This is a genomic window from Rhodanobacter sp. MP1X3, from assembly GCF_014207165.1.
GTDB lineage: Bacteria > Pseudomonadota > Gammaproteobacteria > Xanthomonadales > Rhodanobacteraceae > Rhodanobacter.
In genome coordinates this window covers 131,917-157,438 of record NZ_JACHCO010000009.1, presented here as the reverse complement: position 1 = coordinate 157,438, position 25,522 = coordinate 131,917, and the positions used below count along the sequence as shown (strand labels likewise).

The window sequence follows — 25,522 nt, the reverse complement described above, 5'->3', positions numbered from 1 at the left end:
TTTTTGTTCGCCGTGGGCGGTGTCGGCGGCCTGATTATCGACGCTGGCATCGTGCAGTTGCTGGTGAGTCTTGCGGGCTGGAATCCCTATCTGGCGCGCGTGCTTTCGTTTGTCATCGCAGCCACATTTACATGGTGGTGGAGTCGTCATTACACGTTTGCTTCGCGTCAAAGTAACCGCTCGGCACACGCCGAATGGCTGCACTGGATCGGGCTGATGAGCATTGGTGCGGTGATCAATTACGGGGTTTACGCGCTGCTGCTGCTGAACTTTTCGATCCTGCACCGCTGGCCGGCAATCGGCGCAGCAGCGGGTTCAGCGGTTGCGGCATTTGTCAATTTCGTAGCCGCCCGCAAGCTGCTTTTCAGAAGCCCCAAGGCATCAGCATAAGTCATTGATTAATAAGATCTAAATCTTATCTTTTTGATGCCGTTCGTGTTACACTTTGAAGGTTGAATTCGGGTCATCTGCGGACGTGCTTGAGGCACGTCATCGCCGACCTTTTTTGTCCCCCAGGAAAGCTAATTCATGGCAGAGCTCGCCAAAGAAATCATTCGCGTCAACATCGAAGATGAGATGCGTCAGAGCTATCTCGATTACGCCATGAGCGTGATTGTGGGCCGCGCCCTCCCGGATGTCCGCGATGGTCTCAAGCCCGTCCATCGCCGCGTGTTGTTCGCGATGAATGAACTGGGCAACGTGTGGAACAAGCCATACAAGAAGTCGGCCCGCGTGGTCGGTGACGTCATCGGTAAATACCATCCGCATGGCGATCAGTCGGTCTACGACGCGATCGTGCGTATGGCGCAGCCTTTTTCGCTTCGCTACCTGCTGGTCGATGGCCAGGGCAACTTCGGCTCGGTCGATGGGGACAATGCTGCGGCGATGCGATACACCGAGGTACGCATGTCGCGCCTCACGCACGAGTTGTTGGCTGATATCGACAAGGAAACCGTCGATTTCGGTCCCAATTACGATGAAAGCGAGCACGAACCGCTGGTGCTGCCGGCACGTGTGCCGAACCTGTTGATCAATGGTTCGGCTGGTATTGCGGTCGGCATGGCCACCAACATTCCACCGCACAATCTCAATGAAGTGATTGCGGCGACTCTGGCACTGATCGAAGATCCGTCACTCGGTATCGACGATTTGATGCAGCACATTCCCGGGCCGGACTTTCCGACCTACGGCATCATCAACGGTTCCTCCGGCATCATCGAGGCCTATCGCACGGGCCGCGGTCGTATTCTCGTTCGCGCCAAGGCCGAGGTGGAAACCGAGGCGAACGGTCGTGAAACGATCATCATCCACGAGCTGCCTTATCAGGTGAACAAGGCGCGGCTGATCGAGAAGATCGCCGAGCTGGTCAAAGAAAAGAAGCTCGAAGGCATCAGCGAACTGCGCGACGAATCCGACAAGGACGGCATGCGCGTCGTCATCGAAATCCGTCGTGACTCGATGGGCGACGTGGTGCTCAATAACTTGTTTCAGCAGACCCAGCTGCAGGTCACGTTCGGCATCAACATGGTGGCGTTGTTGGACGGCCAGCCCAAGCTGCTCAATCTCAAGGACATCCTCGAGGCGTTCATTCGCCATCGGCGCGAAGTGGTCACACGCCGCACGATTTTCGAATTGCGGAAGGCGCGCGCACGCGCGCACATTCTCGAAGGCCTCACCGTCGCGCTGGCCAACATCGACGAGATGATCGAGCTGATCAAAACCTCGTCATCGCCGGCCGAAGCGCGTGAGCGCATGGTTGCGCGACATTGGGATGCCGGTCTGGTGCGCTCGCTGCTGTCGGCGACCGGCGCGCAAGCCTCGCGGCCGGAAGAGATGGATCCGCGCGATGGCCTGAAGGATGACGGTTATCAGCTGTCAGAGGCACAGGCGCTGGAAATTCTGGCCATGCGTCTGCATCGCCTGACGGGACTGGAGCAGGAAAAGCTTTCCGACGAGTACAAGCAGATTCTCGAAACGATCCGTGGCCTCATCGAAATCCTCGAAAACCCCGAGCGTTTGCTCGAAGTGATTCGCGGCGAACTCGAGGCGGTTAAGGAAGAGTTCGGCGATGCACGTCGCACCGAGATTCAGCATTCTCAGGAAGATCTCAACGTACTTGACCTGATCACTCCCGAAGACGTGGTGGTCACGCTATCGCATACCGGTTACATCAAGCGTCAGCCGGCTAGTAGCTATCGCTCGCAACGTCGCGGCGGCAAGGGGCGTTCGGCATCCGCGCTGAAGGACGAGGATTTCGTCGAGCAGCTGTGGGTGGTCAATACGCACGACACCCTGCTGACCTTTACCAGCACCGGACGCGTCTACTGGCTCAAGGTCTACCAGATGCCGGAAGCCGGCTCGGGTGCGCGCGGCAAGCCGATCGTGAACCTGTTGCCGCTTGGCGAAAACGAGAAGGTACAGGCCGTACTGCCGGTGCGCGAGTACACGGAGGATCGCTTCGTGTTCTTTGCCACGCGCCACGGCACGGTCAAGAAAACACCACTGACCGAATTCGCGTTCCAGCTGCAGAAGGGCAAGATCGCGATCAAGCTCGATGAGGGCGATGCGCTGGTCAACGTGGAACTGACCAACGGCAACAGCGACATCCTGCTCTTTGCCTCCAATGGCAAGGTCAATCGTTTCGATGAGAACACTGTGCGCTCGATGGGGCGCACAGCGGGTGGCGTACGCGGCATGCGTCTGGCCAAGGACGAGAACGTGGTGTCGCTGATCGTGGCGGACGAGGGCGCGGCTTCTGGTGGAGATATCCTCACCGCCACCGAACGTGGCTACGGCAAGCGCACACAACTGGCCGAATTCCCAAAGAAAGGACGCGGCACTCAGGGCGTGATCGGCATCCAGTGCTCCGAGCGTAATGGTGCCCTGGTCGCGGCGACGCAGGTCACCGAAGCGCACGAGCTGATGCTGATCTCGAATCAGGGCACGCTGGTCCGTACACGCGTCGCTGAAGTTTCGCAGCTCAGCCGTAATACCCAGGGCGTTACCTTGATCAAGCTGCCGGCGGATGAAAAGCTGGTCAGCGTGATGCGGCTGGATGCGGAAGAGGGCAACGGCGAGGAGGGTGAGATAGTCGATGGAACCGCTCCTGTCGACGGAAGCGGCTCCGCTGACGTTGAGCCGACGCCTGCCGAGGACTGATAGAAAGTTCCTCGTGAACAAAAAAGCCCCGGTCATGCCGGGGCTTTTTTGTTGCTGCTGCTAGTGGGCCATGTACATTTACATAGTTTTTGGTTGCGTTATTTGGGCAGCGACGCCAACCAACGCAATACGGCCTGGGATAATTCCGTGCGCTGATCGGAATAGGCATGATCGGTCGCCAAATGCACCGCAGTCACCTTGGTGTCGCCGGCCTGATGAAGAGCCTCGGCAAACGTCTCGTTCTCTGTTGCCAGGCCATCGTCCGATGTCACGATCAGGGCCATGCGGTCTTTCAATGCGTCGACTTTCGCCTGTAAGCTCCAGCTGGCTGCGTGGTCAGCGACATCGTGTGCCAGCCCATTTGGCGTGCATCCGCTAAGAGGTGCCATGCCCTCCTGTGCCAGGCCTATGCCCAAATTTTCAATGGCGGCCAATTTCTGATTCTTGTCCAGTGATTTCAGAAAGCGCCCTCCGAAATCTGCGGCCGAGATGGTTGCAAAAGCCTTGATGGCTGGGTCTTTCGCCGCGGCTTCGACTGCCATGAAGCCGCCCATGCTGTGTCCGATCAACACGATGCGCCTCGGGTCCAGCCGCAGCTTCTTGGCGACTTCCGGTTGCTGCAGGTAATTCAGCGCGGCGGCCGTATCTTCAATACCGTGCGAGAACGAGAAATTTCCCGGCGTGCCCCACGACCCACGGTAGTCGAAGTAGAGAACATCCCAACCGGCGCGGCGCATATCCTGCGCGAGATCCAGATTGCGTTCGTTACCTGGAAAGCCGTGCAGCAGGATCACGGCCGGATGCGGTCCTGCTCCTGCCGCCACGTAAACCAGGGCGTTCATCAGCGATCCGTGACTCGGAATCTGCATCGTCTCCATCGAGGCATGGTTGCTGCCGCCCGGTGTTGCTGTGAGCTTGCCTGTAGTTGCCGACTGGGCCTGTTCGTTAGCGTGAACTGCATTCAATGCCAGACAAGCCGAAAGAAGCGTTGCCAGAGAAAAATGTATCGACGGCTTGGTCATGTGTTCTCCAGAATATTTGGACGGCCATAAGCGAAACGCTTCGAAGGTAGATGCACTGCTAGCCCCTCTCAATGATCGATCGCTGTCAGTATCGCCTCGGCTGTTGAAACCCGAAACTCGCCGGGTGCCTCGATCTGCAGCAGACGCACAACGCCGTCTTCCGCAAACAGGGCAAAGCGTTTGACGCGCACGCCCATGCCGAAAGCCGTACCGTCCAGTTCCAAGCCCATCGACTGGGTGAAAGCGGCATTTCCGTCAGCGATCATCAACAGCTCCGCCGGCACCTGCAGCGACGCAGCCCAGGCCTGCATCACGTGTGCATCGTTGACCGCAAGGCACATCACCGTGATATCGCGCTCGCGGAAGTCGGCCAGATGATTCACATAACCTGGCAGGTGTTTGTTGGAACAGGTCGGCGTGAATGCTCCAGGTACACCAAACATAACCACCTTCCTCGCCGCGAACAGCTCGCTGGTTCGGCACTTCCGCACTTCGCCGTCGATCACCTGGACGGAGGCATCTGGGATCATTTTGCCGGGCTGGATGGTCATGCAGATCTCGGATGGAGGGACGGGATACGCCATGCTAGATCGCTTGCCCGTCGCTGTCGCGCTGAATCGCAGGCTGTCGTCGTCCTCGCTGAGCGGGTCCATCGACTTGAATCACCCGCGACCGCACCTATTTTCCAGTACAGGCGGTGGTCGCACCGCAACCCATTCAAGGAGACAGTGTATGTACGTGACCCGTCACTCCCTATTCAATACTGGCCATTCCGCGCCCTTTGCAATTCGTCAGGCGTTTGACAGCTTTCTGCCGGTACAGGACAACGACATTTCAAATGCAGCGCCAAAGCAGTGGTCGCCGCGGGTGGACATTCGCGAAGACGAACAGCGTTTCGTGATTCTTGCCGATATCCCGGGCATTGATCCGTCGCTGATCGAGGTGAGCATGGACAAGGGGGTGCTCAGCATCAATGGCGCCCGTGAGAGCGGCAGTGGTGGCACGGCCAGCGATGGCCAGGCAGCCAGATTTACACGTGTGGAGCGCGTGCAGGGAAAATTCCAGCGCCGGTTTTCGCTACCGGAAAGTGCCGACGCCGAGGGCATCACCGCTACCGGTAGCCATGGCGTGCTGGAAATCACCATACCGAAAAAGGCGCTGCCGACGCCGCGACGCATTACCATCAACAGCGGCCACTGAGCGGGCAGTTATTTAAGTCGGGTACGTTGCAACACTTACCGCGGCGGTGAAAGATTCCGCCGCGGGTTTGCGTCAGTTGGGGAGTGGCAGTGGAATTTAAAGATTATTACGACATTCTGGGCGTGAAGCCGGACGCGAGCGAGACCGACATCAAGTCGGCGTATCGCAAGCTTGCGCGCAAGTATCATCCCGACAAGAACAAGGAGGCTGGTGCCGAAGACAAGTTCAAGTCGATCAATGAAGCCAACGAAGTGCTCAAGGACGCCGAAAAGCGGCGCTCTTACGATGAGTTGCGCGCGGGCGGTTACCGACAAGGCGAGCAGTTCCGTCCACCGCCGGGCTGGCAGGGACAGCATGGTGATGCTGGCGATGGCGATTTCAGTGATTTTTTTGAAAGTCTGTTCGGCAGAAATGCCACAGGTGGCCAGCGTGGCCAGGTACGTCCACGGCGCGGGCGTGACGTGCAGGCGCAGGTGCAAATTGATCTGCAGACCGCATTCGACGGTGGCCGTACGCGCCTCTCGATGCAGGATCCTGCCGGCGGCGAGCGTGTGCTTGAAGTAAAAATTCCGGCAGGCATCCAGTCGGGGCAGACGATTCGACTATCGGGCCAGGGGCAGGCGGGTATGGCCGGCGGGCCGAACGGCGATCTGTTGCTTGAGGTCGGTCTTCGCGAGGATCCGCGTTTTCGTCTGGATGGCCGTAACGTAGTGCATGTGTTGCCGATTGCACCGTGGGAAGCAGCGTTAGGTGCCACCGTAGCCGTACCAACTTTGGCAGGAGCCGTGGATTTGCGCATACCTGCAGGTTCACAGTCAGGCCGCAAATTGCGTCTGAAAGGACGCGGTATGCCCGGTGCGAATCCTGGCGATCAACTGGTGGAGCTGTCGATACGCGCTCCCTTGGCCGAAAGCGATACCCAGCGTGCGGCCTACGAGGCATTGCGTGATCAGTTCGGCGGTTACGATCCGCGCGGCTGACCATTGCGGATAACGAACGTAAAAACGGCGCCTGTGAGGCGCCGTTTTCTGTTCCATGAATACGTCCATTCGCGCGCTATTACGGTGCATGCGCGCCGGGCAGAAACTCATTCAAGGTCTTGACCAGATCCTCTTCCTTGATCGGCTTGGTGACATAGGCTTTTGCACCTTGGCGCATGCCCCAGACCTTGTCGGTTTCCTGATCCTTGGTGGTTACCAGGATGATCGGAATATGCGCCGTTTCCGGGTTCTTGCTGATCGTGCGGGTAGCCTGGAATCCGTTGAGGTTCGGCATCACCACATCCATCAGGATCAGGTCAGGCAGTTCCTGTTTGGCAACCTCGACGCCGGCAGCGCCGTCTTCGGCGGAAAAGGCTTCGTGCCCGAGTTTTTCAACGATTCGCTTGATGCCCAGCAACTGGGACGGAGAATCGTCGACGATCAAGATGCGTGCCATTAGATGTGGGTTCCCTTCGAGTTTCGTGAATTCTAAGCTTTGGCTGCGGTAGTTCCAAGCGCGCCTTCATCAGGGTGCAGTGTCTACACAGAATGGTGCGGCCAAACGAGTCCCCCGTCAGCATACGCGGAAATACCTTTGGTAGTTCTGCGAGGCTGATCTCGCGCATGGCGATGCTGTGGTTTCCACTCATTGCCCAGCCGATGCCAGAGTTCGTCGCGAATGGCTTACTGCAGCCATCGCGGTTTCGGAAAGGCCGCTGCCGGTGCGAGGCACGGCAGCGCCTTCCTTGAACTCCGCCGCGGTGGGAGCGACCACATGAACGGCGATATCGATGTTGCCGTTCAACGGATCATGCCGTGATGCTCAGGCGTCGACGCTGCGGCGATCGATCCATTTCGGTACGTGATGAACCTTGTAACCCTGCATCCACTCGAACAACTGGTCCTGGTCGTCGCCGAACCAGATCTGCGCACGTTGTTCGGCGCGCACGAAGCCTTCGCCAACCATGTGATCCATCATTCCGCGCAATGGCGTGAAGTAGCCGCGTACATCGAGAAACGCACAAGGGTATTCATGCAGGCCCAGTTGCGACCAGGTCAGCATCTCGAACATTTCGTCGAGCGTGCCGAAGCCGCCAGGCAAGGCAACGAAGGCGTCGGCCAGCTCGAACATGCGCGTCTTTCGTTGATGCATGGTGTCGACGACCTGAATTTCGCTCAACCCTTGATGGGCCACTTCCAGCTCCACCAGTTGACGTGGAATGACACCGACAACCCGGCCGCCGCCGGCCAGCACCGCATCGGCCACCGTACCCATCAAGCCGACCTTGCCACCACCGTAGATCAGCGTGATGCCGCGTTGGGCCAGCGAGCTACCGAATGCCCGGGCGCGCTCGACGTATACCGGATCAGTGCCGCTGCTCGATCCGCAATAGATGCACAGTGCTGTGATCTTGGTCATCTCTACTCCCTGAAGTGCGAAACCCGTCCTTGAGGGACGGGTCGCAGGTGCTGCTCGATGTGTGATGTGACTGGTGCGATCAGTTGCCTTTGTGGATCGCGCGCTTGTCGACCGACAAGGCCGCTTCGTGCACGGCTTCGGACAGGGTCGGATGCGCATGGATGATGCGTGCCATATCCTCGGCGGAACCCTTGAACTCCATTGCCACCACGCACTCGGCGATCAACTCGGACACGCCGGGGCCAACCATGTGTACGCCGAGGATACGATCGGTTTCCGCATGCGCGATCATCTTTACCTGACCGATTGCCTCGTTCATTGCCACGGCGCGGCCGATCGCAGCAAACGGGAAGCTGCCGACCTTGTACGGGATGCCTTCTTCCTTGAGCTGCTTTTCGGTCTTGCCGGCCCAGGCGATTTCCGGCTCGGTATAGATCACCCACGGAATCGTGTCGTAGTTAACGTGGCCAGCCTTGCCGGCGATCCACTCGGCAACTGCCATGCCTTCCTCGAAACCCTTGTGCGCCAGCATCGGTCCGCGCACGGCGTCGCCGACGGCCCAGACGCCATCGACGCCGGTGTGGCAATGCTCGTCGACAATGATGCGACCGCGTTCGTCGAGCTTGACGCCGCTGTCTTCAGCCAGCAGGCCGTCCGTATAGGCGCGCCGCCCTACGGCAACCAGCAACTTGTCGACGACGATATCGTGATCGCCATCCTTGTCGTTGTAGGTCAGCTGCACTTCATTCTTTTTCACTTCAGCCTTGGTCAGCTTGGCGCCCAGCTTGATGTTCAGGCCCAGCTTGCCGAACTCCTTGAACGCGACCTTGCCGATATCCGCATCTGCGGTACCGAGGAAATCCGGCAATGCCTCCAGCACGGTGACTTCAGCACCCAGACGGCGCCATACGCTGCCCAGTTCCAGTCCGATCACACCGGCGCCGATCACGCCCAGGCGCTTCGGCACGGCGTCGAGTTCCAGCGCGCCGGCGTTGTCGATAATGAATTTGTTGTCGAACTTGGCAAACGGCAGCTCGATTGGCACCGAACCCGAAGCGAGGATGACGTTGGTGGCGCTAATGGTCTGCTTTTCACCGTCGTTGCCGGTAATCTCGACCTCGTTGCTTTTCAACAACTTGCCCGTACCGAAGTAGCTGGTGATCTTGTTGGCCTTGAACAGCTGCGCCACGCCGCCGGTGAACTGCTTGACGATCTTTTCCTTGCGGCCGATAAAGGTCTTCAGGTCGACCTTGGCGTTCTCCACGCTGATGCCGTGCGCGGGCAGGTTGTGCGCCAGGTTGTAGAACTGTTTGGACGAATCCAGCAACGCCTTCGACGGAATGCAACCGACGTTGAGGCAGGTGCCACCCAGCGCCTGTTTGCCGTCCTTGCCGACAAAGGCATCGATCACGGCCGTCTTCAGGCCGAGCTGTGCGGCGCGGATGGCGGCGTGATAACCGGCCGGGCCGCCGCCGATGACGATGACATCGAATTTGTCGCTCATGACTTGGTTCCTTGCTGGCGAGTCAGCGCTCGCTGGTGAGGCAAATATGTGTTCCGGTCGCTGTCAAAACAACTCGAAAAACGCTTGCATCAGCGATATTTCGGCACCAGAGCTTCGTTATCTAATTTCTAATCGCCGGGGGCGGTGATTAGAAATTAGAGACCCAGCAACATCCGCTGCGGATTCTCAAGCTGATCCTTGATGTCGACCAGGAACAGCACGGCATCTTTGCCATCGATGATGCGGTGGTCGTAGGAGATGGCGATGTACATCATTGGTGCGACGATGACCTGACCGTTCTCGACGATGGCGCGATCCTTGATCGTATGCATGCCCAGGATGGCGCTCTGTGGCGGGTTCACGATCGGGGTCGACAGCAGCGAGCCGAAGGTTCCACCATTGGTGATGGTGAATGTGCCGCCCTGCAGATCGTCCAGGCCCAGCTTGCCGTCACGCGCCTTCTTGGCGTAGTTGGCGATACCTTGTTCGATCTCGGCAAAGCCCATGTTCTGCACGTCGCGCAGCACCGGCGTCACCAGGCCCTTTTCAGTGGACACGGCGATCGAGATGTCCTGGTAGCCGTGATAGATCACATCGTTGCCATCAACCGAGGCATTGACTACCGGGTGGCGCTTCAGCGCTTCGGCTGCCGCCTTGACGAAGAAGCTCATGAAACCGAGTTTGATGCCGTGGGTCTTCTGGAACGATTCACCCAGTGCCTTGCGGATCTTCACTACCTCGGCCAGGTTCACTTCGTTGAACGAGGTCAACATGGCAATCGAGTTCTTCGACTGCATCAGGCGTTCGGCGATCTTGGCGCGCATGCGCGTCATCGGCACGCGTTCTTCCGGACGTGAGCCTGGGGTGGGCTTGGCGGGGGCCGGAGCAGCCTTCGCAGCGCCGCCGTCCTTGCTGTAATTGACCAGATCTTCCTTGGTCACGCGGCCATCGCGACCGGTGCCTTCGACCTTGGAGGCGTCGATCTTCTGTTCGGTGGCCACACGCAGGCCGGCGGGTGACAGATCGTCGTTGCCCTTGCTGGACGTCTTTTCGGCTTTTGGCTCTTCGGCCTTGGCCGCGGCAGGCTTTTCGGCCTTCGGCTCTTCCTTGGCTGGCGCAGCGGCGGCGCCTTCCTCGATGATCGCGATGATCTGCTCGCTATTCACCGTGTCGCCGACTTCGTGCCTGATTTCCTTCAGTACGCCGTCAACCGGCGAGGGCACTTCCAGCACCACCTTGTCGGTTTCGAGATCGACCAGGTTCTCGTCGCGCTTCACCGCGTCGCCGGCTTTCTTGTGCCAGGTGGCGATGGTCGCGTCGGAGACCGACTCAGGCAGAACGGGGACTTTGACTTCGATGGACATTAGTAATCCTAAGTTTTATTCGTTTATTCGACTGAGTGATCGGTGCCGACCGGCGCGACAAGCGCCTGCTCGACCAGTGCTGCTTGTTCGGCAACGTGAGTGTTGAGGTGGCCGGCAGCCGGTGCAGCCGAGCGGGCGCGTCCTGCGTACGAGAGGCTGTGCTTGCTGCTGACGCAGGCCTGCAGGTGATGACGGATCTGGAACCACGCGCCCTGATTCATCGGTTCTTCCTGGCACCAGAACACTTCCTTGGCGCCCGGATACTTGTCGAGTTCGGCGGTGACTTCGGCTCGCGGGAACGGATAGAGCTGCTCCACGCGAACGATGGCGACATCTTTCAGTTCGCGCTTCTCGGATTCTTCCAGCAGGTCGTAATACACCTTGCCGGAGCAGAGCACGACGCGCTTCACTTTCTTCGCAGGCAGATCGCGATGCTCGCCGATCACCAGCTGGAAGCTGCCGTTGGCCAGCTCGTCCATGCTCGACACGGCCAGCTTGTGGCGCAGCAGGGATTTTGGCGTCATCACGATCAGCGGCTTGCGCACCGGGCGCAGCATCTGGCGACGGATCATGTGGAAGTCCTGCGCCGGTGTGGTCGGCACGCAGACCTGCATGTTCTCCATGGCACACAGCTGCAGAAAGCGTTCCAGACGCGCGGATGAATGCTCCGGGCCCTGGCCTTCGTAGCCGTGCGGCAATAGCAGTACCAGACCGCTCAGGCGATTCCACTTGGCTTCGCCGGAACTGATGAACTGATCGATCACCACCTGCGCGCCGTTGGCGAAATCGCCGAACTGCGCTTCCCAGATGTTGAGCGTGTCCGGATCGGTGGTGGAGTGGCCGTATTCAAACGCCATCACCGCTTCTTCGCTGAGCAACGAGTCGATCACCTCGACGTCAGCGCCGTCGCGAATCGTAGCCAGTGGCAGATAGGTGTGGCCATCCTTCTGGTCATGCAACACGGCATGGCGATGGAAGAACGTGCCGCGGCCGGAATCCTGGCCGACCATGCGCAGGTCGTGGCCGCCATCGATCAACGTGGCGTAAGCCAGGTTCTCGGCGAAGCCCCAATCAGCGGCCTGTTCACCGGCGGCCATCTTGCGGCGGTCGTCATAGATCTTGGCCACACGCGCCTGTAGCGTCATATCGGCAGGCAGGGTCAGGATCTGGTCGGCCAGTTCCTGCAGTTTCTTTTTCGGCACCGTCGTATCGGTCGGCGTCGACAGCTTGCCACCGACAAAGCGCGCCCAGTCGACCGGATCATCGCGGTTCGGCGACGGGTCGAGGTCAGCCATCGGTGCACCGGCTTCCAGCCGATCGCGATAAGCCTCGAGCTGCTTCTGTGGCTCGCCGTCAACCAGCAGGCCTTCCTTCACCAGTTTCTGCGCATAGAGGTCACGCGTCGTTGGCCGCTTGCGGATGATCTGATACATCACGGGTTGCGTTGCCGCCGGTTCGTCGGCCTCGTTATGGCCGTGGCGGCGATAGCAGACCAGATCGATGACGACGTCCTTGCGGAACGTCTTGCGGAATTCATAGGCCAGCCGAGTGACTTCGATCACCGCTTCCGGGTCGTCACCGTTAACGTGGAACACTGGCGCGTTGACCATCTTGGCCAGGTCGGTGCAGTACAGGGTGGAGCGGGCGTCTTGCGGGTTCGAGGTGGTAAAGCCAACCTGGTTGTTGATGACGATGTGCAGGCTGCCGCCGATCTTGAAACCACGGGCTTGTGACATGTTGAACAACTCCATGTTCACGCCCTGACCGGCCATCGCGGCATCGCCGTGGATGATCACGGCCATCGACTTCTCGTGCATCGTGTCGCGACGACGGGTCTGGCGCGAGTGCACGGAACCGGAGACGACCGGATTGACGATTTCCAGATGCGACGGATTGAAAGCCAGCGCCACGTGCACACCGCCCTTCGGCGTCTTGATGTCGGCGGAGAAGCCCATGTGGTACTTCACGTCGCCCGAGTGCGCCGGATCGTCCGGGTGCTCGAAGCGGCCCTCGAACTCGTCGAACAGGGTCTTGGGCGCCTTGCCGAGGATATTGACCAGCACGTTGAGGCGGCCGCGATGCGCCATGCCGATCACGAGCTCCTTGATGCCGTTGTCGCCGGCGGCACGTACAACGTCGTCGATCATCGGGATCAGGCTGTCACCGCCTTCCAGCGAAAAGCGTTTCTGGCCGACATACTTGGTGTGCAGGTAGCGCTCCAGACCTTCGGCGCCGTTGAGGCAGTCCAGCACGCGCTGCTTGCCAGCCTTGTCCAGGCCGCTCTTGCCAGCCTTCTGTTCGAGGCGGCTGTAGATCCAGTTACGCTGCTCATGGTTGCTGATGTACATGAACTCGGCGCCGATCGTGCTGGCGTAGGTTTTCTGCAAACGCGTCAGCAGCTCGCCCAGCTTCAGTCGCTGTCCATCGCCCGCATAGTTGCCGGTATCGAATTCGGTGTTGAGGTCGGCGTCGCTGAGGCCATGAAATGCCAGCCCAAGGTCCGGTGCCGGCATTTTTTCGGTCAGGCCCAACGGGTCCAGCTCGGCGGCGAGATGACCACGCGAGCGGTAAGCCGTGAGCAATCGCAGCACACCCGCCTGCTTGCGCGCATGCTCGTCGTCGCTGGCAGATACCGGCGTGGCGCCGTTGTGACGTTGCTTCTGGGCGGCCTCGATGCGAGCAATCGCCGGCACGTGGGAAACATCGCCCGACTCACGGCCCTTGAACGTTTCGAAGTAGCGGCTCCAGTCGGACGACACCGACGATGCGTCGGAGAGCCAGGAGTCGTAAAGGGATTCAACGTAATCGGCGTTGCCGCCAGCGAGCTGCGAAGAGTCGAAAAACTCGCGGATCAGATTAGTACTCACGTCACCACCGGCAGGGAAGGGATGCTTGCAACCATCCGTGTGACTGTGAAGTCGCGGTTGTCTGCCGGTAATGCAAGCCCGGCAGGACTCCCCCAACGGATGACTGGGAGAAAGCCGAACAATTATACCCTTTGCCTGCTGCGGCGCGGCAACCCAAAAACGCTAGAAAGTGTCAAGTACGCAGGTATCGGCGCTGGCGTATCTGGGGCATGTTCCCGGCAACCAGTGTTTTTACACGCTTTGTGACTCCCGCCGACGTTGTACCAGCAAAAACCTTGGGCCAGCTCATGTTCAGCCGATTGCCCATCGATAACTCGATGAGGCTTAGATATTGAGCGTCTGCAGCACGCCGGCACGCTCCGATCGTTCCCACAGCTCATCAAAGTGCTTCTGCAGTGGCGCGGCGGAGGCGCGATCATTTCGCGCCGCGCGACCTTGTGGACGGTCGGCTTCGGGCAGGAACACATAGCCGCCAACATCGTTGAGCTGATAGGCCGAGATGTAGCCGAGGTCAGCCTCCTCGGTTGGCATGCGGATCTGCATGGCGCTGGGCAGGCGCTGCACCAGGGCGATCAGGCGGTGATCGTTGCGTAGCGCCGCGGCCGGATCGTGCAGCAGGATGCGGATCTGCGCGCGACGACCGGAGATTGCGATACGTCGGAATTCGGCCAGTTCATCTGCGCTGGCATAGATGTCGTTGCCGAGCAGAGGCAAGTGGATGGAGAGCCGGTAGCGCGCATCGCTCAACACCTGCTTGCGTGCGGCTGCGGTTTCGATGCGATTGGTGACTGGCAGTGCCTCGATATCGCGAGCCGGTTCTGCTTCATCGCTGGCGGTGGTCGCAAGTTTCAACGACATGGAACGATGCGCCAGGCCGGCATCGTCGAACACGTCACCATGGGCGATGAAACCCTCGCGCTCATAGAAACCCATCGCACTGACCTGCGCCGCGAGAGTGACTTCGCCCCAGCCCAGCGTGCGGGCGCGTGCGATGAGTTCGCGCAGCAAGGCCATGCCGACGCCTTGGCTGCGCCATTCGCTCAGTACCGCCATGCGGCCGATCTTGTGCTCGGGCGACAGCCGCGCGCAGCCGATCGGCTGGCTGGTTTCGTCGCGGGCCAGCACATGCCAGCAATCGGGATCGAGCCCATCGCGTTCGCGCGCCTCGGGCACGCCTTGCTCAACCACGAAAACCTGTTGGCGAATGCCGAGTAACGCTTCGTGATCGCGCTCGCGCGACCAGTCGGCGACATCGACATGGAAGTTCTGCAGTTTCACCGGCGACGGGGTTTCCTGACCAGCAGGTGGCCATCGTTGACCAGCGCCAGCAGCAGCACGCGTTCGGCGGCATTGGGTTTGTGTATGACAACAAACTCGCGTTGTTCGCACAGTTGTTGCGCAAGTGCCGTTGTAGCCGGATACGCGTGACCGCTCACATAAAGCGTGCAGTTGGACTTCGCGCGTGTCCACGCCATGCGCGACCACGGATGTCGCAGCAGGGTGGCGCTGGCATCGAGCTGCTTGCCGAGCGCGGCATCGTCGAGTGGTTTGTCCAAAGGCACCGGAACCTGAGCGTTGCGGTAGCGGGTGATGAATCGACCAAACCAGTCGCGCAGCATCGTATCGTTCAGCGCGGCGGCGAACGGCAGGGCGGTTTTCAGGCGTTCCATGGCCGCGCGGTCGATCTCGCCGGTTGCTTTGGCTGGCGTCAAATCGGGGTCGGCGTAGCGTAGTTCTTCCGGCAGATGCTCCGCGATATGGTCGGCGAGGTCGCCAGTAAGTTCGGCTTGCGACGGCGCACGCATGCCTATCGAGAACGTCATGCACGGTCCGCCAAACGCCACGCCGTCATGTGGCACGCCGGGTGGCAGATAAAGCATGTCGCCTGGATCGAGCATCCATTCGTGGGTCGATTCGAAATGGGCGAGCTGCTTCAGCTCCACGTCGTGGCGAAAATCCTTCGGTGCGCCTGGATCGGTGCTGATTGCCCAGTGCCGTTGGCCCAGACCCTGCAGCAGGAACACATCGTACTGGTCGACGTGCGCGCCGACGCCACCGCCTTCTTCAGCGTACGAAATCATGATGTCGTCGACGCGCCAGCTCGGCAGGAAGCTGAAAGGCTCCAGCAACGCCGCCACGTCGGCGTCCCATTTATCGACGTCCTGGACGAGTAGCGTCCAATGGTCTTTCGGCGTTTTGGCGAAATCATCTTCGCTCAGGGGGCCGGGATTGACGTGCCAGCGATCGCGCTTTTCATCGTGCACGATCAGTCGTGCCAGGACGGTGGGCTCACAGGCCAGTCCGGCCAGATCGTCCGGTTGCAGCGGCGGCTCAAAATCGGGGAACGCGTTGCGGATGAGTAACGGTCGCTTCTGCCAATAGTCGCGCAGAAAGTGTGCCGGACTCATGCCGAGCGGATGCTTCGTGCTGCCGCGAACTTCGAGCGGCAGCGACTTTGGGGGTAGTTTGGAGGTGGCCATCCGCAGATTGTAGCTGTGCGTGATCAGACCGGGCAGATCACTCGTCTAGTACCTGTGGCGGCCTGCGTCCAAAGGCGGCAGATCAGATCGCTTTGGCCAGTTCATCCGCTAGACCGATATAACTGCCCGGCGTGAGTGCCAGCAACCGCTGTTTTGCCTCTGCCGGCAGATCAAGGCCACTGATAAAGGTGTGCATCGACTCGCGGGTAATACCCTGACCGCGGGTCAACGCCTTCAGCTGCTCGTAGGGCTCGGGCAGCCCATAGCGCCGCATCACGGTTTGGACGGCTTCGGCCAGCACTTCCCAGCTGGCGTCAAGATCGGCAGCGAGGCGATCGGCGTTGACGGTCAGCTTGCCCAGTCCCTTCTTCAACGATTCGAGTGCGATCAGCGTGTGGCCGAACGCGGTGCCCAGCGCGCGCAGCACGGTGGAATCGGTGAGATCGCGCTGCCAGCGGCTGATCGGCAGTTTTTCCGCGAAATGGCCGAGCAGGGCGTTGGCCAGTCCGAAGTTGCCCTCGGCATTCTCGAAGTCGATCGGATTGACCTTGTGCGGCATGGTCGACGAGCCGACTTCGCCTGCCTTCAGCGTCTGCTTGAAATAGCCCAGCGAGATGTAACCCCAGATATCGCGCGCCAGATCGATCAGGATGATGTTGGCACGGCGCACCGCATCGCAGTATTCGGCCACGCCATCGTGTGGTTCGATCTGGGTGGTATAGGCGTTCACTTCGAGCCCGAGGCTTTCGATGAAGCGCTGCGAAAATTGCTGCCAGTCCACTTCTGGATAGGTAATGGCGTGCGCGTTGTAATTGCCGACGGCACCGTTGATCTTGCCGGAAATTTCCACCGCGGCGAGCTGCTTGCGTTGACGCTGCAGGCGCGCGACCACGTTGGCGATTTCCTTGCCTAGCGTGCTGGGCGAAGCGGTCTGGCCGTGCGTGCGCGACAGAATCGGCAGCGCGGCGTTGGCGTGCGAAAGCTCGCGCAGCTGCGTAATGACTCCGTCGAACATTGGCAGCAGCACCTGTTCGCGTGCGTCGCGCAGCATCAGTGCGTAGGACAGATTGTTGATGTCCTCGCTGGTGCAGGCGAAGTGTACGAACTCCAGTGCCTGTTTCAGGCTGGCGTCGGCGCCCAGTTTTTCCTTGATGAAATACTCGACCGCTTTGACGTCGTGATTGGTGGTGGCCTCGATCGCCTTGATACGTGCGCCATCATCGACACTGAAATCGGTCGCGATGGCCTTGAGCGTCTTGATCTGCGCGGCGGTGAACGCTGGCAGTTCGATAATTTGCGCATCGGCCGCCAGCGCCAGCAGCCACTCGATTTCAACGTGCACCCGGCGATGCATCAGGCCGAACTCGCTGAAGATCGGACGCAGCGGCTCGACCTTGCTGGCGTAGCGGCCGTCCAGTGGGGACAGGGCGGTCAGGGCGTGGGATGACATCGACGGTTCCGTTAGGCGGCAAAGCGCACATTCTACAACGCGCCGCCGTGGTCTCGTTTCCAGCTTTGGAAAAGGCCGGCCTTGAATTGTCGTGAATCAGGCCTATCGTGAAAGGCGGCTCCCCTTTCGAGATACAGGACGGCAAGCATGAGCAAGTTCCGGATCGAGCACGACAGCATGGGCGAATTGCAGGTTCCCGCCGATGCGTTGTATGGCGCGCAGACACAGCGCGCCATCGACAATTTCCCTATCTCTGGCCTGCATCTGCCGCGCGAGTTTATTCGGGCACTCGGTCTTATCAAGGCGGCCGCGGCGGACGTCAATCTCTCGCTGGGCTATCTGAAGAAGAATCAGGCCAGCGCCATCAGCAAGGCCGCGCTGGCGGTCGCAAACGGGGAGTACGACGCGCAGTTCCCCATCGACATCTTCCAGACCGGTTCCGGCACCAGCACCAATATGAATGCCAACGAGGTGATTGCGCATCTGGCGGTCAAGGCCGGCACCAAGGTTCACGCCAACGATCACGTCAACTACGGGCAGAGTTCCAATGACGTGATTCCCACCGCGATCCATGTCAGCGCGACGCTTGCCACCAGCGAAAAGCTGCTGCCGGGGCTGAAACATCTTCAGCGCGTGCTGGATCGGCGCTCGCGCCAGCTCAAGCGGGTCGCCAAGACGGGCCGTACGCATCTGATGGACGCGATGCCGATCACGTTCGGGCAGGAGCTGTCCGGCTGGTCGGCGCAAATCGGTTCGGCCATCGAACGCATTGAGGACAGCCTCAAGCGCATGCGTCGCCTGCCGCAAGGGGGTACCGCCGTCGGCACCGGCATCAATGCCGACCCGAAGTTTGGCCCTGCGATAGCGGCGCAGCTGAAGAAGCTCACCGGGGCGAAGTTCGTATCGGCCGACAATTACTTTGAGGGCATGGCCTCGCAGGATGCCGCCGTGGAACTGTCCGGCCAGCTGAAGACGCTGGCCGTCGCTCTGATGAAGATCGCCAATGATCTACGCTGGATGAACTCAGGTCCTCTCGCTGGCCTCGGCGAGATCGAGCTACCGGCGTTGCAGCCGGGTTCGTCGATCATGCCGGGCAAGGTCAATCCGGTAATTCCCGAGGCGACCGCGATGGTTGCCGCGCAGGTGATCGGCAACGATGCGTCGATCACGATTGCGGGACAGTCCGGCAATTTCCAGCTCAACGTGATGCTGCCGCTGGTCGCGCATAACCTGCTGCAGTCGATCGGCATCCTGGCCAACGTGTCCCGTCTGCTGGCCGACAAGGCCATTGCAGGCTTCAAGGTGAATACCGACCGGGTGAATCAGGCGCTGGCTATGAATCCGATTCTGGTGACGGCGCTCAACCCGGTCATCGGCTATGAAAAAGGCGCGGCTACCGCCAAGCAGGCTTACAAGGAAAAGCGGCCCATTCTCGATGTGGCGCTGGAAACCACCGGGTTGTCGAAAGAAGAGTTGAAGAAATTACTCGATCCTCTGACGCTTACCAGGGGTGGCGTCCACGGTGAGGGCGGTGGCGGCTGATTCGCTATCTTCCTTGCGAAGCCGCGCAGCGAAGGGCTGCGCTCAAGCCCCTCGCTGCGTTGCGCGCCAGGACAGTGATTGCCCGGATCAATCGGAGAAGCCTTTCTTTCCGTCCTTGTCCTTCATGTCCTTGCCGCAATCATCGATATCCTTCTGCTGCATGGTTGCGTAGGGTCTGAACTCGGGCATCGCTGCGGCCAGTTTTTGCTGCGTGGACAGGAGGTCGGGCAGTCGCAGGCACAACTTGGCGGCGGAAGCCTCGATCCTGTCAGTTTGCGGCTTGATCGCCGCTTCGATGTCCTTGTCACTTTTGCCGGATAGCGCGCCCCACATGGCTTGCTTGGCTGCGCTGATACCCAGATCGGCGCCCTGCGTACCGATGTCCATGCCGGTTTCGGCGATACCGACGATCTGCTGGCGATAGTCCAGCAGCAAGGTGTGCTGAGCCGGCGTCGCCGGCACCTTGTTGCCGGCGATCAGCAGGTCGCCCTGAGGCGTGATCTCGGCCTTAGGACGGGAATCGTCGTTGCTATGATGGTCGCCGTTGATATGCACGCTGTTGATGTCGATGTTCTTGGTGGCCAGCTCTTGCTTGGCCTGCTGCATGCCTTTCTGTACCTCTGCTCCAATAAACGAAGAGGTAGGCTCGCCGGCATTACTTGTTGCGGACGCCGTGTGGTCGGTATTGCCCGACTGTGAGCTGGATTGGCCGCACGCGGCCAATGGCAGCAGCAGAATGAGGGCGAGGGCGCTGAAGTTGACGAGTTTCACGAGTGTTCTCCTTAAGTCTCGACGGCGATCGAACGTCGGCAGAGGTCAGCTGTCGTCGCGCCAGCGGCGGAGCCAAGTCGCTGCGGCAATCATGACGACCCCAGCGATGGCGCCGATCCACAGATCGGGTGAGACGAGGGTGGCGTAATTTTGCGCAACGCCCAAGAAATCAAGCAGAGCGTCCGGAGTATTCGCATGCAGCCCATTGCCAAGTGTCGGGACATCGCGTAGCCATCCGCCAGGAACGAGGCTCATCAGCAATCGCACCACGACATTACCCCAGAACCAGCCGGCGCCGACCTTGAATAAGCCGAGCAAGCCGAACCACCAGACTATCAGCAGGCTTGCCGGTGGGAGCAACAATGCCCACAGGAACGGCATGCTACGTGACCATGCTGAGCACAGCATCAGCCAGCCTGCGGTAGGAAGTGCCCAAATGACATACAAAGGGATCAATGCGATAACGCTTGCGATCACTTGCAGTGGATGAACGTGCAACAGCAGTTGCCAGAGGTTAAGGCCGTGGATTGAAGCAACGCACGCAACCATCACCATCATCAGCAAACCGGTTATCACGCCTACGCTGCATGCAATGACCGGGGCGACTAGAGTTGCACTTGTCACCTTGGCCAGCACGGTTTGACCATCGGAAATCGGCAATGATTTCCAGAACAGGATGCTGCGGTCGCGGCGATCGTTGTACAGCGAACCCAGGCAATAAAAGAACACAACGATTGCCATTATGCCCAGCATCAAAGCAATGACTCCGAACAGGACGCAGTCAAGTACTCCGCCTACATTGTCTAACATGCTGGCATCTAGGTGGCCATTCAGACCAATGCTGTCGCCTCCGTCGAAACGGAACAGGTTGTTGCGCCGGCCCAACACCTCGCCAGTGACCAGTGACATCAACGTCAATAGAAGAGACAAGCCGCCGACGATGACCGGCGTCCACAGGAATCCGCCGCGATGCTCCCAGAATTCGCGCTTCACTAACCAGTAGAAGGTTTTCATGCGTAGGTTCCCTTCATGGTGGCAACGAACAGGTCGCTGACCGAGGGACGACGGACTTCGCCCATCGCCTCCAGGGTTGACCGTTCGACGCCGTCAAACAGAAAAATACTTTTGCCGAACACCTGACGCTCGTTGAGCGGTTTCATGGCGCGGGCAGCCTCGGCGCAATCGCCGTTGACCATCACTTCGATAAAGCGCTCGCCAATCGCATCCATGTCGGCGTCCAGCACGATCTTGCCGTCGCGGATGAACATCAGGTCGGTGAGAATGTGCTCGACTTCTTCCACCTGGTGTGTGGTGACGATGATGGTCTTGTTCTCGTCGAAGTAGTCTTCCAGCAGGTTCTGGTAGAACTGCTTGCGATAGAGGATGTCGAGGCCCAGCGTCGGCTCATCGAGTATCAACAGGCGGGCGTCGATTGCCATGACCAACGCCAGATGCAGCTGCACGATCATGCCCTTGGACATCTGTCGCACGCGCATCGAAGGCGTGAGCTTGGTGCGGGCGAGAAAGGCTTCGCACTTGGCGCGATCAAACCGCGGATGCACGTTGGCGACAAAATCAACCGCCTCGCTTACTCGCAGCCAGCGCGGTAGCACCGCCACGTCGGCGATGAAGCAGACCTGTTCCATCAGCTTGTCGCGCTGCTTGCGCGGATCGAGGCCGAGTACGTTGAGCTGGCCGGAGAAGTCGGTCAGGCCGAGAATGGCTTTCAGCGCCGTGGTCTTGCCGGCGCCGTTGGGTCCGATCAGACCGACGATCCGTCCCGCGGGAATCTGGAAACTCACGTTGTCCAGCGCCACCGAATTTTTGTAGCGCTTGCTCAGGCCAGTGGCCGTAATCACCGCGCTCATGATGGTTCCTTGTCGTTGACATTGGCGTCGCCATGCGTGCCGGCTTCGCGCAGCAAGGTCTTGAGATCCAGGCCCAGCCGCTGCAGTCGTGCAAACAGCACGGGCCACTCTTCGCGCAAAAAGCGCTCGCGTTCCGATTTCAGTAGCGCTTCACGAGCGCCTTCAATAACGAACATGCCCAAGCCCCTCCGTTTTTCAACCAGTTGTTCGTCGACCAGCTCCTGGTACGCCTTTGAAACGGTCAACGGATTGATCTGAAAATCCGCGGCCACCTGGCGTACCGACGGCAGCGGGTCACCTTCGTTCAAGGCGCCGTCCAGGATCATCGCCACGACACGCTGGTGCAGTTGGCGGTAGATCGGGACGCTGTCGTTCCAGGTAATGGTCATTCAATTATTCCTTGCTGATACGGCCGAACTTGTTGCCAAACGAATAGTAGGGCATGGCCAGTTGCGAGCCGAGCAGACTCAGCTGCGTGGTGCCGCCATCCTCGCCAACTCGCCCGAGTGATGACAGCGAGGCGAAGCCAGCGGCGCCGATGTCGGTGAGAAGGCTGGCAGAGCGCATGTCGCTCGCGCTTGGACGAACAATGACCTCGTGCAGATTGGTGACTTTGAGGCCATGGATTTCGTTGGCATTGATCTCTTGGGCGTCGGCATTTTGTGGAGCCATGCTCAAGGTGGCCGTGGTCATCAGGCTGGCGGAAGTCAGCAGTACGGCGGCGACGGTGGCGATCAGTTTCTGATTCAGTGCTTTCATGACGACTCTCCTTGGTGAACTCGTTGACCGGTGTTGTAGTTAACTATAACACCAAAACAATAGTCGTCAATAGTAGAGACGCACTTTGGCAACATGACTGATGGCCTATAGATCCACATCACTGTTTTTATTGATGTTTAGAAAGGCTTAAACGAAAAACGGCCCCGCAGGGCCGTTGGTTTCTTACTCGATTTCTTGAACTCAGGCGGCTTTTGCCAGCTTTGTAACGATCGAAGGTATCGAGCTTTGCGCCGATTTAAGTGCTTGCTCTTTGTTTTCAGGGCTGATGGCGACCCCTTCGGCGCGTACGAAGGTGAGGTCGGTGACGCCGATGAAGCCGAACACCGCGCGCAGGTAGGTTTCCTGATGGTCAAAAGCTGCAAACGGGCCCTCGACATACAGTCCACCGCGGCTGGATGCAATGATCACCTGCTTGCCTTTGGCCAGGCCTTCAACGCCGTTTTCCGTGTAGCGAAAGGTCTTGCCGGCCACAGCGACGCGATCAATCCATGCCTTCAACTGGCTGGAAATACCGAAGTTGTACATCGGCGCGCCTATAACGACGATGTCCGCCGCTAAAAACTCTTCCACCAGCGCATTGCCCAAGGTGGCTTCGGCGGTGCTGGCGTCTGCGACGGCAGGTGTCCAATGCGCGAGCGGCTCAGCGGCAAGGTCGAGGTAGCTGATTTCAACATCAGGAGTCTGACGCTTGAGCTCGGCTACGATATCGGCGCTTAGCTGGCGTGAAACCGAATAACCGCCCAGTGCGCTGGAATCGATATGAAGAAGTTTCATTGGAGTGCCTCAGTGCGCCGGCTGCCCGGCAATACAATCACCATACATTCGGAACAATGTGGCGATAAGATGGCGATAATCGAACAAGTCGTTCTTTCAAGGAAACGATCATGACGGTATTGGCGGGTGCCTTGCAGGACCTCAACGACCTCTACTTTTTTGCCGCCGTGGTCGATCACGGTGGTTTTTCTGCAGCGGGCAGGGCGTTGGGCGTACCCAAGTCGCGGCTCAGCAAGCGCGTGGCCCAGTTGGAGGAAAGGTTGGGTGTGCGCCTGCTGCAGCGAACCACACGCCGTTTTGTCGTCACTGAAGTGGGTGAGCGGTTTTACGGACACTGTCGCGCCGTGTTGGAAGAGGCCCAGGCCGCACAGGACGCCGTGGATGAACTGCGCGTCGAGCCGCGTGGCGTGGTTCGGCTGAGTTGTCCGGTCTCGCTGGTTCAGACCGTGCTTGCCCATGTATTGCCGGATTTCCTGGCGCAATATCCGAAAATGCTGGTCCGCGTAACATCGAGCGACCGTCGTGTTGATGTCATCGGCGAAGGCTTCGATCTGGCCATTCGGGTCCGCTCAAAGCTTGATACGGATGCCAATCTGGTGGTTCGCAGCTTTGGCCAGGGCAATACGCTGTTAGTAGCCAGTCCGATCCTTCTCGATAGTCAAGGGCGCCCGACAAAGCCTGATGAACTCGCTCAACTGCCAGCGCTGTCCATGCGGGAGCATGAGGGCGCGCAGGTATGGGAGCTGATTGGCGCCGATGGAAAGCAAGTCAGCGTGGAGATGCAGGCTCGCCTGATTACCGGTGACTTCGCTTTGCTGCTGGAGGCCGCACGACGCGGCATGGGCATCGCGCTGTTGCCGGAATTTGTCTGCGCGCCGGCGATCACCCGAGGCGAGTTGGAAGTTGTGTTGCCCGAGTGGAGTGTGCCCCAGGGCATCATGCATTTTGTCTACCCCAGCCGGCGCGGCATGCTGCCGGGTGTGCGCGCGCTGGTCGATTTTCTGGCAGAGCGTCTGCCGGCAGCCACATTGATCAAGCATCAGCAGTGCAAGAAGCGTCCGCTAGAGGATCTTCCTGCGATATCGACGCGAGCTTCCTGACTTGCGCGCAGCGATCCATGCGCTACGCTAAATGACCAAATCTATCTATAGACATCCAGACGGCTGAATGATGATCATCGATACCAAGCTTCCCAAGGTCGGCACCACCATCTTCACGGTCATGAGCCAACTGGCCATGGAACACAAGGCGGTCAATCTAGGTCAGGGTTTTCCGGATTTCGAGCCGCCGCAGCCGTTGCGCGACAGTTTGAATCGGGCCATGAACGAAGGCCGCAACCAGTACGCACCGATGCACGGCATCGCTCCGTTGCGTGAGCAGATCGCAGCGAAAACCGAGCGATTGTATGGTCGCAAGGTCAACGTCGATACCGATATCACGGTGACTTCCGGCGCTACCGAGGCACTTTTTTCCGCCATCGCCGCCGTTGTGCGCGCTGGCGATGAAGTGATCATGTTCGATCCTGCCTACGACAGTTACGAACCGGCGATCGAGCTACAGGGCGCTCGGGCGGTGCACATTCCACTGACGGTACCAGCTTTTTCGATCGACTGGCAGCGTGTGCGCGATGCGATAACGCCCAAGACCCGGATGATCCTGATCAACAGCCCGCACAATCCCAGCGGTGCCGTGCTTTCGTCGGCCGATCTCGAAGAACTCGCTTCCATCGTTCGCGATACCGACATCGTGGTTTTGTCCGATGAGGTTTACGAGCACATCGTTTACGACGGCGCCCAACATGAGAGCGTGTTGCGCCATCCCGAGCTGGCCGATCGCAGCTTCGTGATTTCCTCGTTCGGCAAAACCTATCACTGCACCGGCTGGAAGCTGGGCTACGCGATTGCACCGGCCGCTTTCTCGGCGGAGTTCCGCAAGGTGCATCAGTACCTCACGTTTTGTACCTTTCATCCGGCCCAGGTCGCGTTCGCGGAATTCATGGCGAACCATCCTGAGCACTATATGGAATTGCCTGCGTTCTACCAGACCAAGCGCGATCGCTTTCGCGACTTGCTGAGACCATCGCGATTCAAGCTGCTTGACGTACCGGGTGGTTATTTCCAGCTGGTGGATTATTCAGCCATCCGTGATGAGGACGATCTGGCTTTCAGTCGTTGGCTGTTGCTGCAGGGTGGGGTGGCCGCGATTCCGCTGACGCCGTTTTACGAAAGCGCTCCAGGCACACGTTTGCTTCGCCTGTGTTTTGCAAAAAGCGACGCGACCATGGATGCGGCCGCCGAAAGGCTCTGCCAGCTATGAATACGCCCGTGCCGGAAATAGCGTC

Annotated in this window: 24 protein-coding genes; 7 read left to right on the top strand and 17 right to left on the bottom strand. The window is 59.4% G+C overall.

Translation table 11 applies throughout. From position 1 onward, the window contains the following. Nucleotides 1–12 precede the first annotated feature (12 nt). Both HDE79_RS19990 and gyrA read left to right on the top strand, forming a co-directional pair. Nucleotides 13–390: a GtrA family protein gene (locus HDE79_RS19990; RefSeq protein ID WP_343206012.1), complete on the top strand. Its 378-nt coding sequence runs from the start codon at nucleotides 13–15 to the stop codon at nucleotides 388–390. A 138-nt stretch (nucleotides 391–528) separates the two neighbouring features. After that, nucleotides 529–3,159 carry a DNA gyrase subunit A gene (gene gyrA, locus HDE79_RS19985; protein ID WP_184604716.1) on the top strand — a complete coding sequence of 877 codons (2,631 nt, stop codon included), beginning with the start codon at nucleotides 529–531 and terminating at the stop codon, nucleotides 3,157–3,159. 98 nt (nucleotides 3,160–3,257) lie between these two features. Here the strand turns inward: gyrA and HDE79_RS19980 are convergent, their stop codons facing one another. Then, complete coding sequence (locus tag HDE79_RS19980) at nucleotides 3,258–4,181, bottom strand: alpha/beta fold hydrolase (RefSeq protein WP_184604714.1); 924 nt, start codon at nucleotides 4,179–4,181, stop codon at nucleotides 3,258–3,260. Between the two features lie 68 nt (nucleotides 4,182–4,249). After that, nucleotides 4,250–4,732, bottom strand: coding sequence for a peroxiredoxin (locus HDE79_RS19975; protein ID WP_184604712.1), 483 nt, complete (start codon nucleotides 4,730–4,732; stop codon nucleotides 4,250–4,252). Nucleotides 4,733–4,913: 181 nt separating this feature from the next. Between HDE79_RS19975 and HDE79_RS19970 the strand changes: the two genes are divergently transcribed. After that, complete coding sequence (locus HDE79_RS19970; RefSeq protein WP_184604710.1) at nucleotides 4,914–5,381, top strand: Hsp20/alpha crystallin family protein; 468 nt, start codon at nucleotides 4,914–4,916, stop codon at nucleotides 5,379–5,381. Nucleotides 5,382–5,470: 89 nt separating this feature from the next. Next, on the top strand, nucleotides 5,471–6,361 hold the full coding sequence (locus HDE79_RS19965; protein WP_184604708.1) for a DnaJ C-terminal domain-containing protein: 891 nt from the start codon (nucleotides 5,471–5,473) through the stop codon (nucleotides 6,359–6,361). Between the two features lie 79 nt (nucleotides 6,362–6,440). Here HDE79_RS19965 and HDE79_RS19960 read toward each other — a convergent pair whose 3' ends face one another. The 9 genes from HDE79_RS19960 to purB form a co-directional block, all read right to left on the bottom strand. After that, on the bottom strand, nucleotides 6,441–6,818 hold the full coding sequence (locus tag HDE79_RS19960; RefSeq protein ID WP_184604707.1) for a response regulator: 378 nt from the start codon (nucleotides 6,816–6,818) through the stop codon (nucleotides 6,441–6,443). A 189-nt stretch (nucleotides 6,819–7,007) separates the two neighbouring features. Continuing rightward, nucleotides 7,008–7,166: a hypothetical protein gene (locus tag HDE79_RS19955; RefSeq protein WP_184604705.1), complete on the bottom strand. Its 159-nt coding sequence runs from the start codon at nucleotides 7,164–7,166 to the stop codon at nucleotides 7,008–7,010. 18 nt (nucleotides 7,167–7,184) lie between these two features. Continuing rightward, on the bottom strand, nucleotides 7,185–7,772 hold the full coding sequence (locus HDE79_RS19950; protein ID WP_184604845.1) for a TIGR00730 family Rossman fold protein: 588 nt from the start codon (nucleotides 7,770–7,772) through the stop codon (nucleotides 7,185–7,187). Nucleotides 7,773–7,860: 88 nt separating this feature from the next. Beyond that, nucleotides 7,861–9,285 (bottom strand): dihydrolipoyl dehydrogenase, encoded by a 1,425-nt coding sequence (lpdA, locus tag HDE79_RS19945; protein WP_184604703.1) that lies wholly within the window; start codon nucleotides 9,283–9,285, stop codon nucleotides 7,861–7,863. 155 nt (nucleotides 9,286–9,440) lie between these two features. Beyond that, nucleotides 9,441–10,649 carry a 2-oxoglutarate dehydrogenase complex dihydrolipoyllysine-residue succinyltransferase gene (gene odhB, locus HDE79_RS19940; RefSeq protein WP_184604701.1) on the bottom strand — a complete coding sequence of 403 codons (1,209 nt, stop codon included), beginning with the start codon at nucleotides 10,647–10,649 and terminating at the stop codon, nucleotides 9,441–9,443. A gap of 23 nt (nucleotides 10,650–10,672) precedes the next feature. Next, the gene (locus HDE79_RS19935) at nucleotides 10,673–13,516 is read right to left on the bottom strand and encodes a 2-oxoglutarate dehydrogenase E1 component (protein WP_184604699.1); all 2,844 of its coding nucleotides are present in this window, start codon (nucleotides 13,514–13,516) and stop codon (nucleotides 10,673–10,675) included. 324 nt (nucleotides 13,517–13,840) lie between these two features. Further along, nucleotides 13,841–14,794, bottom strand: a complete 954-nt coding sequence (locus HDE79_RS19930; protein ID WP_184604698.1) for a GNAT family N-acetyltransferase — start codon at nucleotides 14,792–14,794, stop codon at nucleotides 13,841–13,843. Beyond that, the gene (locus tag HDE79_RS19925; RefSeq protein ID WP_184604696.1) at nucleotides 14,791–15,996 is read right to left on the bottom strand and encodes a cupin domain-containing protein; all 1,206 of its coding nucleotides are present in this window, start codon (nucleotides 15,994–15,996) and stop codon (nucleotides 14,791–14,793) included. Before HDE79_RS19925 ends, HDE79_RS19930 begins: the two co-directional genes overlap by 4 nt. Before the next feature lie 82 nt (nucleotides 15,997–16,078). Continuing rightward, a complete protein-coding gene (purB, locus tag HDE79_RS19920; RefSeq protein WP_184604694.1) occupies nucleotides 16,079–17,446 on the bottom strand; it encodes an adenylosuccinate lyase in 1,368 nt (455 codons plus the stop codon). Between the two features lie 147 nt (nucleotides 17,447–17,593). Here purB and HDE79_RS19915 point away from each other — a divergent pair, with 147 nt between their 5' ends. Then, nucleotides 17,594–18,988: a class II fumarate hydratase gene (locus HDE79_RS19915; protein ID WP_184604692.1), complete on the top strand. Its 1,395-nt coding sequence runs from the start codon at nucleotides 17,594–17,596 to the stop codon at nucleotides 18,986–18,988. An 87-nt stretch (nucleotides 18,989–19,075) separates the two neighbouring features. On the opposite strand, the gene HDE79_RS19910 is transcribed toward HDE79_RS19915, so the two are convergent. The 6 genes from HDE79_RS19910 to HDE79_RS19885 form a co-directional block, all read right to left on the bottom strand. Further along, on the bottom strand, nucleotides 19,076–19,759 hold the full coding sequence (locus tag HDE79_RS19910) for a hypothetical protein (RefSeq protein ID WP_184604691.1): 684 nt from the start codon (nucleotides 19,757–19,759) through the stop codon (nucleotides 19,076–19,078). Nucleotides 19,760–19,804: 45 nt separating this feature from the next. Beyond that, nucleotides 19,805–20,773 carry a hypothetical protein gene (locus HDE79_RS19905; RefSeq protein WP_184604689.1) on the bottom strand — a complete coding sequence of 323 codons (969 nt, stop codon included), beginning with the start codon at nucleotides 20,771–20,773 and terminating at the stop codon, nucleotides 19,805–19,807. Then, nucleotides 20,770–21,627, bottom strand: a complete 858-nt coding sequence (locus HDE79_RS19900) for an ABC transporter ATP-binding protein (protein ID WP_184604687.1) — start codon at nucleotides 21,625–21,627, stop codon at nucleotides 20,770–20,772. Before HDE79_RS19900 ends, HDE79_RS19905 begins: the two co-directional genes overlap by 4 nt. Then, a complete protein-coding gene (locus tag HDE79_RS19895; protein ID WP_184604685.1) occupies nucleotides 21,624–22,016 on the bottom strand; it encodes a GntR family transcriptional regulator in 393 nt (130 codons plus the stop codon). The genes HDE79_RS19900 and HDE79_RS19895 overlap by 4 nt, the downstream gene beginning before the upstream one ends. A 4-nt stretch (nucleotides 22,017–22,020) precedes the next feature. Further along, nucleotides 22,021–22,386, bottom strand: coding sequence for a hypothetical protein (locus tag HDE79_RS19890; protein WP_184604683.1), 366 nt, complete (start codon nucleotides 22,384–22,386; stop codon nucleotides 22,021–22,023). A 201-nt stretch (nucleotides 22,387–22,587) separates the two neighbouring features. Beyond that, complete coding sequence (locus tag HDE79_RS19885) at nucleotides 22,588–23,181, bottom strand: FMN-dependent NADH-azoreductase (protein ID WP_184604681.1); 594 nt, start codon at nucleotides 23,179–23,181, stop codon at nucleotides 22,588–22,590. A gap of 110 nt (nucleotides 23,182–23,291) precedes the next feature. On the opposite strand from HDE79_RS19885, the gene HDE79_RS19880 reads away from it, so the two are divergent. Together HDE79_RS19880 and HDE79_RS19875 are read left to right on the top strand one after the other, a co-directional pair. Continuing rightward, entirely contained in the window at nucleotides 23,292–24,281 is a 990-nt protein-coding gene (locus HDE79_RS19880) for a LysR substrate-binding domain-containing protein (protein ID WP_184604679.1), read from the top strand. A 70-nt stretch (nucleotides 24,282–24,351) separates the two neighbouring features. Then, nucleotides 24,352–25,497, top strand: a complete 1,146-nt coding sequence (locus HDE79_RS19875; RefSeq protein ID WP_184604677.1) for a pyridoxal phosphate-dependent aminotransferase — start codon at nucleotides 24,352–24,354, stop codon at nucleotides 25,495–25,497. Nucleotides 25,498–25,522 lie beyond the last annotated feature (25 nt).

Excerpts from the sequence above, each read along its gene's own strand:
- gyrA (WP_184604716.1), top strand. The coding sequence starts at position 529 with ATGGCAGAGCTCGCCAAAGAAATCATTCGCGTCAACATCGAAGATGAG.
- HDE79_RS19980 (WP_184604714.1), bottom strand. The coding sequence starts at position 4,181 with ATGACCAAGCCGTCGATACATTTTTCTCTGGCAACGCTTCTTTCGGCT.
- HDE79_RS19975 (WP_184604712.1), bottom strand. The coding sequence starts at position 4,732 with ATGACCATCCAGCCCGGCAAAATGATCCCAGATGCCTCCGTCCAGGTG.
- HDE79_RS19970 (WP_184604710.1), top strand. The coding sequence starts at position 4,914 with ATGTACGTGACCCGTCACTCCCTATTCAATACTGGCCATTCCGCGCCC.
- HDE79_RS19960 (WP_184604707.1), bottom strand. The coding sequence starts at position 6,818 with ATGGCACGCATCTTGATCGTCGACGATTCTCCGTCCCAGTTGCTGGGC.
- lpdA (WP_184604703.1), bottom strand. The coding sequence starts at position 9,285 with ATGAGCGACAAATTCGATGTCATCGTCATCGGCGGCGGCCCGGCCGGT.
- odhB (WP_184604701.1), bottom strand. The coding sequence starts at position 10,649 with ATGTCCATCGAAGTCAAAGTCCCCGTTCTGCCTGAGTCGGTCTCCGAC.
- HDE79_RS19925 (WP_184604696.1), bottom strand. The coding sequence starts at position 15,996 with ATGGCCACCTCCAAACTACCCCCAAAGTCGCTGCCGCTCGAAGTTCGC.
- purB (WP_184604694.1), bottom strand. The coding sequence starts at position 17,446 with ATGTCATCCCACGCCCTGACCGCCCTGTCCCCACTGGACGGCCGCTAC.
- HDE79_RS19915 (WP_184604692.1), top strand. The coding sequence starts at position 17,594 with ATGAGCAAGTTCCGGATCGAGCACGACAGCATGGGCGAATTGCAGGTT.
- HDE79_RS19905 (WP_184604689.1), bottom strand. The coding sequence starts at position 20,773 with ATGAAAACCTTCTACTGGTTAGTGAAGCGCGAATTCTGGGAGCATCGC.
- HDE79_RS19900 (WP_184604687.1), bottom strand. The coding sequence starts at position 21,627 with ATGAGCGCGGTGATTACGGCCACTGGCCTGAGCAAGCGCTACAAAAAT.
- HDE79_RS19895 (WP_184604685.1), bottom strand. The coding sequence starts at position 22,016 with ATGACCATTACCTGGAACGACAGCGTCCCGATCTACCGCCAACTGCAC.
- HDE79_RS19890 (WP_184604683.1), bottom strand. The coding sequence starts at position 22,386 with ATGAAAGCACTGAATCAGAAACTGATCGCCACCGTCGCCGCCGTACTG.
- HDE79_RS19885 (WP_184604681.1), bottom strand. The coding sequence starts at position 23,181 with ATGAAACTTCTTCATATCGATTCCAGCGCACTGGGCGGTTATTCGGTT.
- HDE79_RS19880 (WP_184604679.1), top strand. The coding sequence starts at position 23,292 with ATGACGGTATTGGCGGGTGCCTTGCAGGACCTCAACGACCTCTACTTT.
- HDE79_RS19875 (WP_184604677.1), top strand. The coding sequence starts at position 24,352 with ATGATCATCGATACCAAGCTTCCCAAGGTCGGCACCACCATCTTCACG.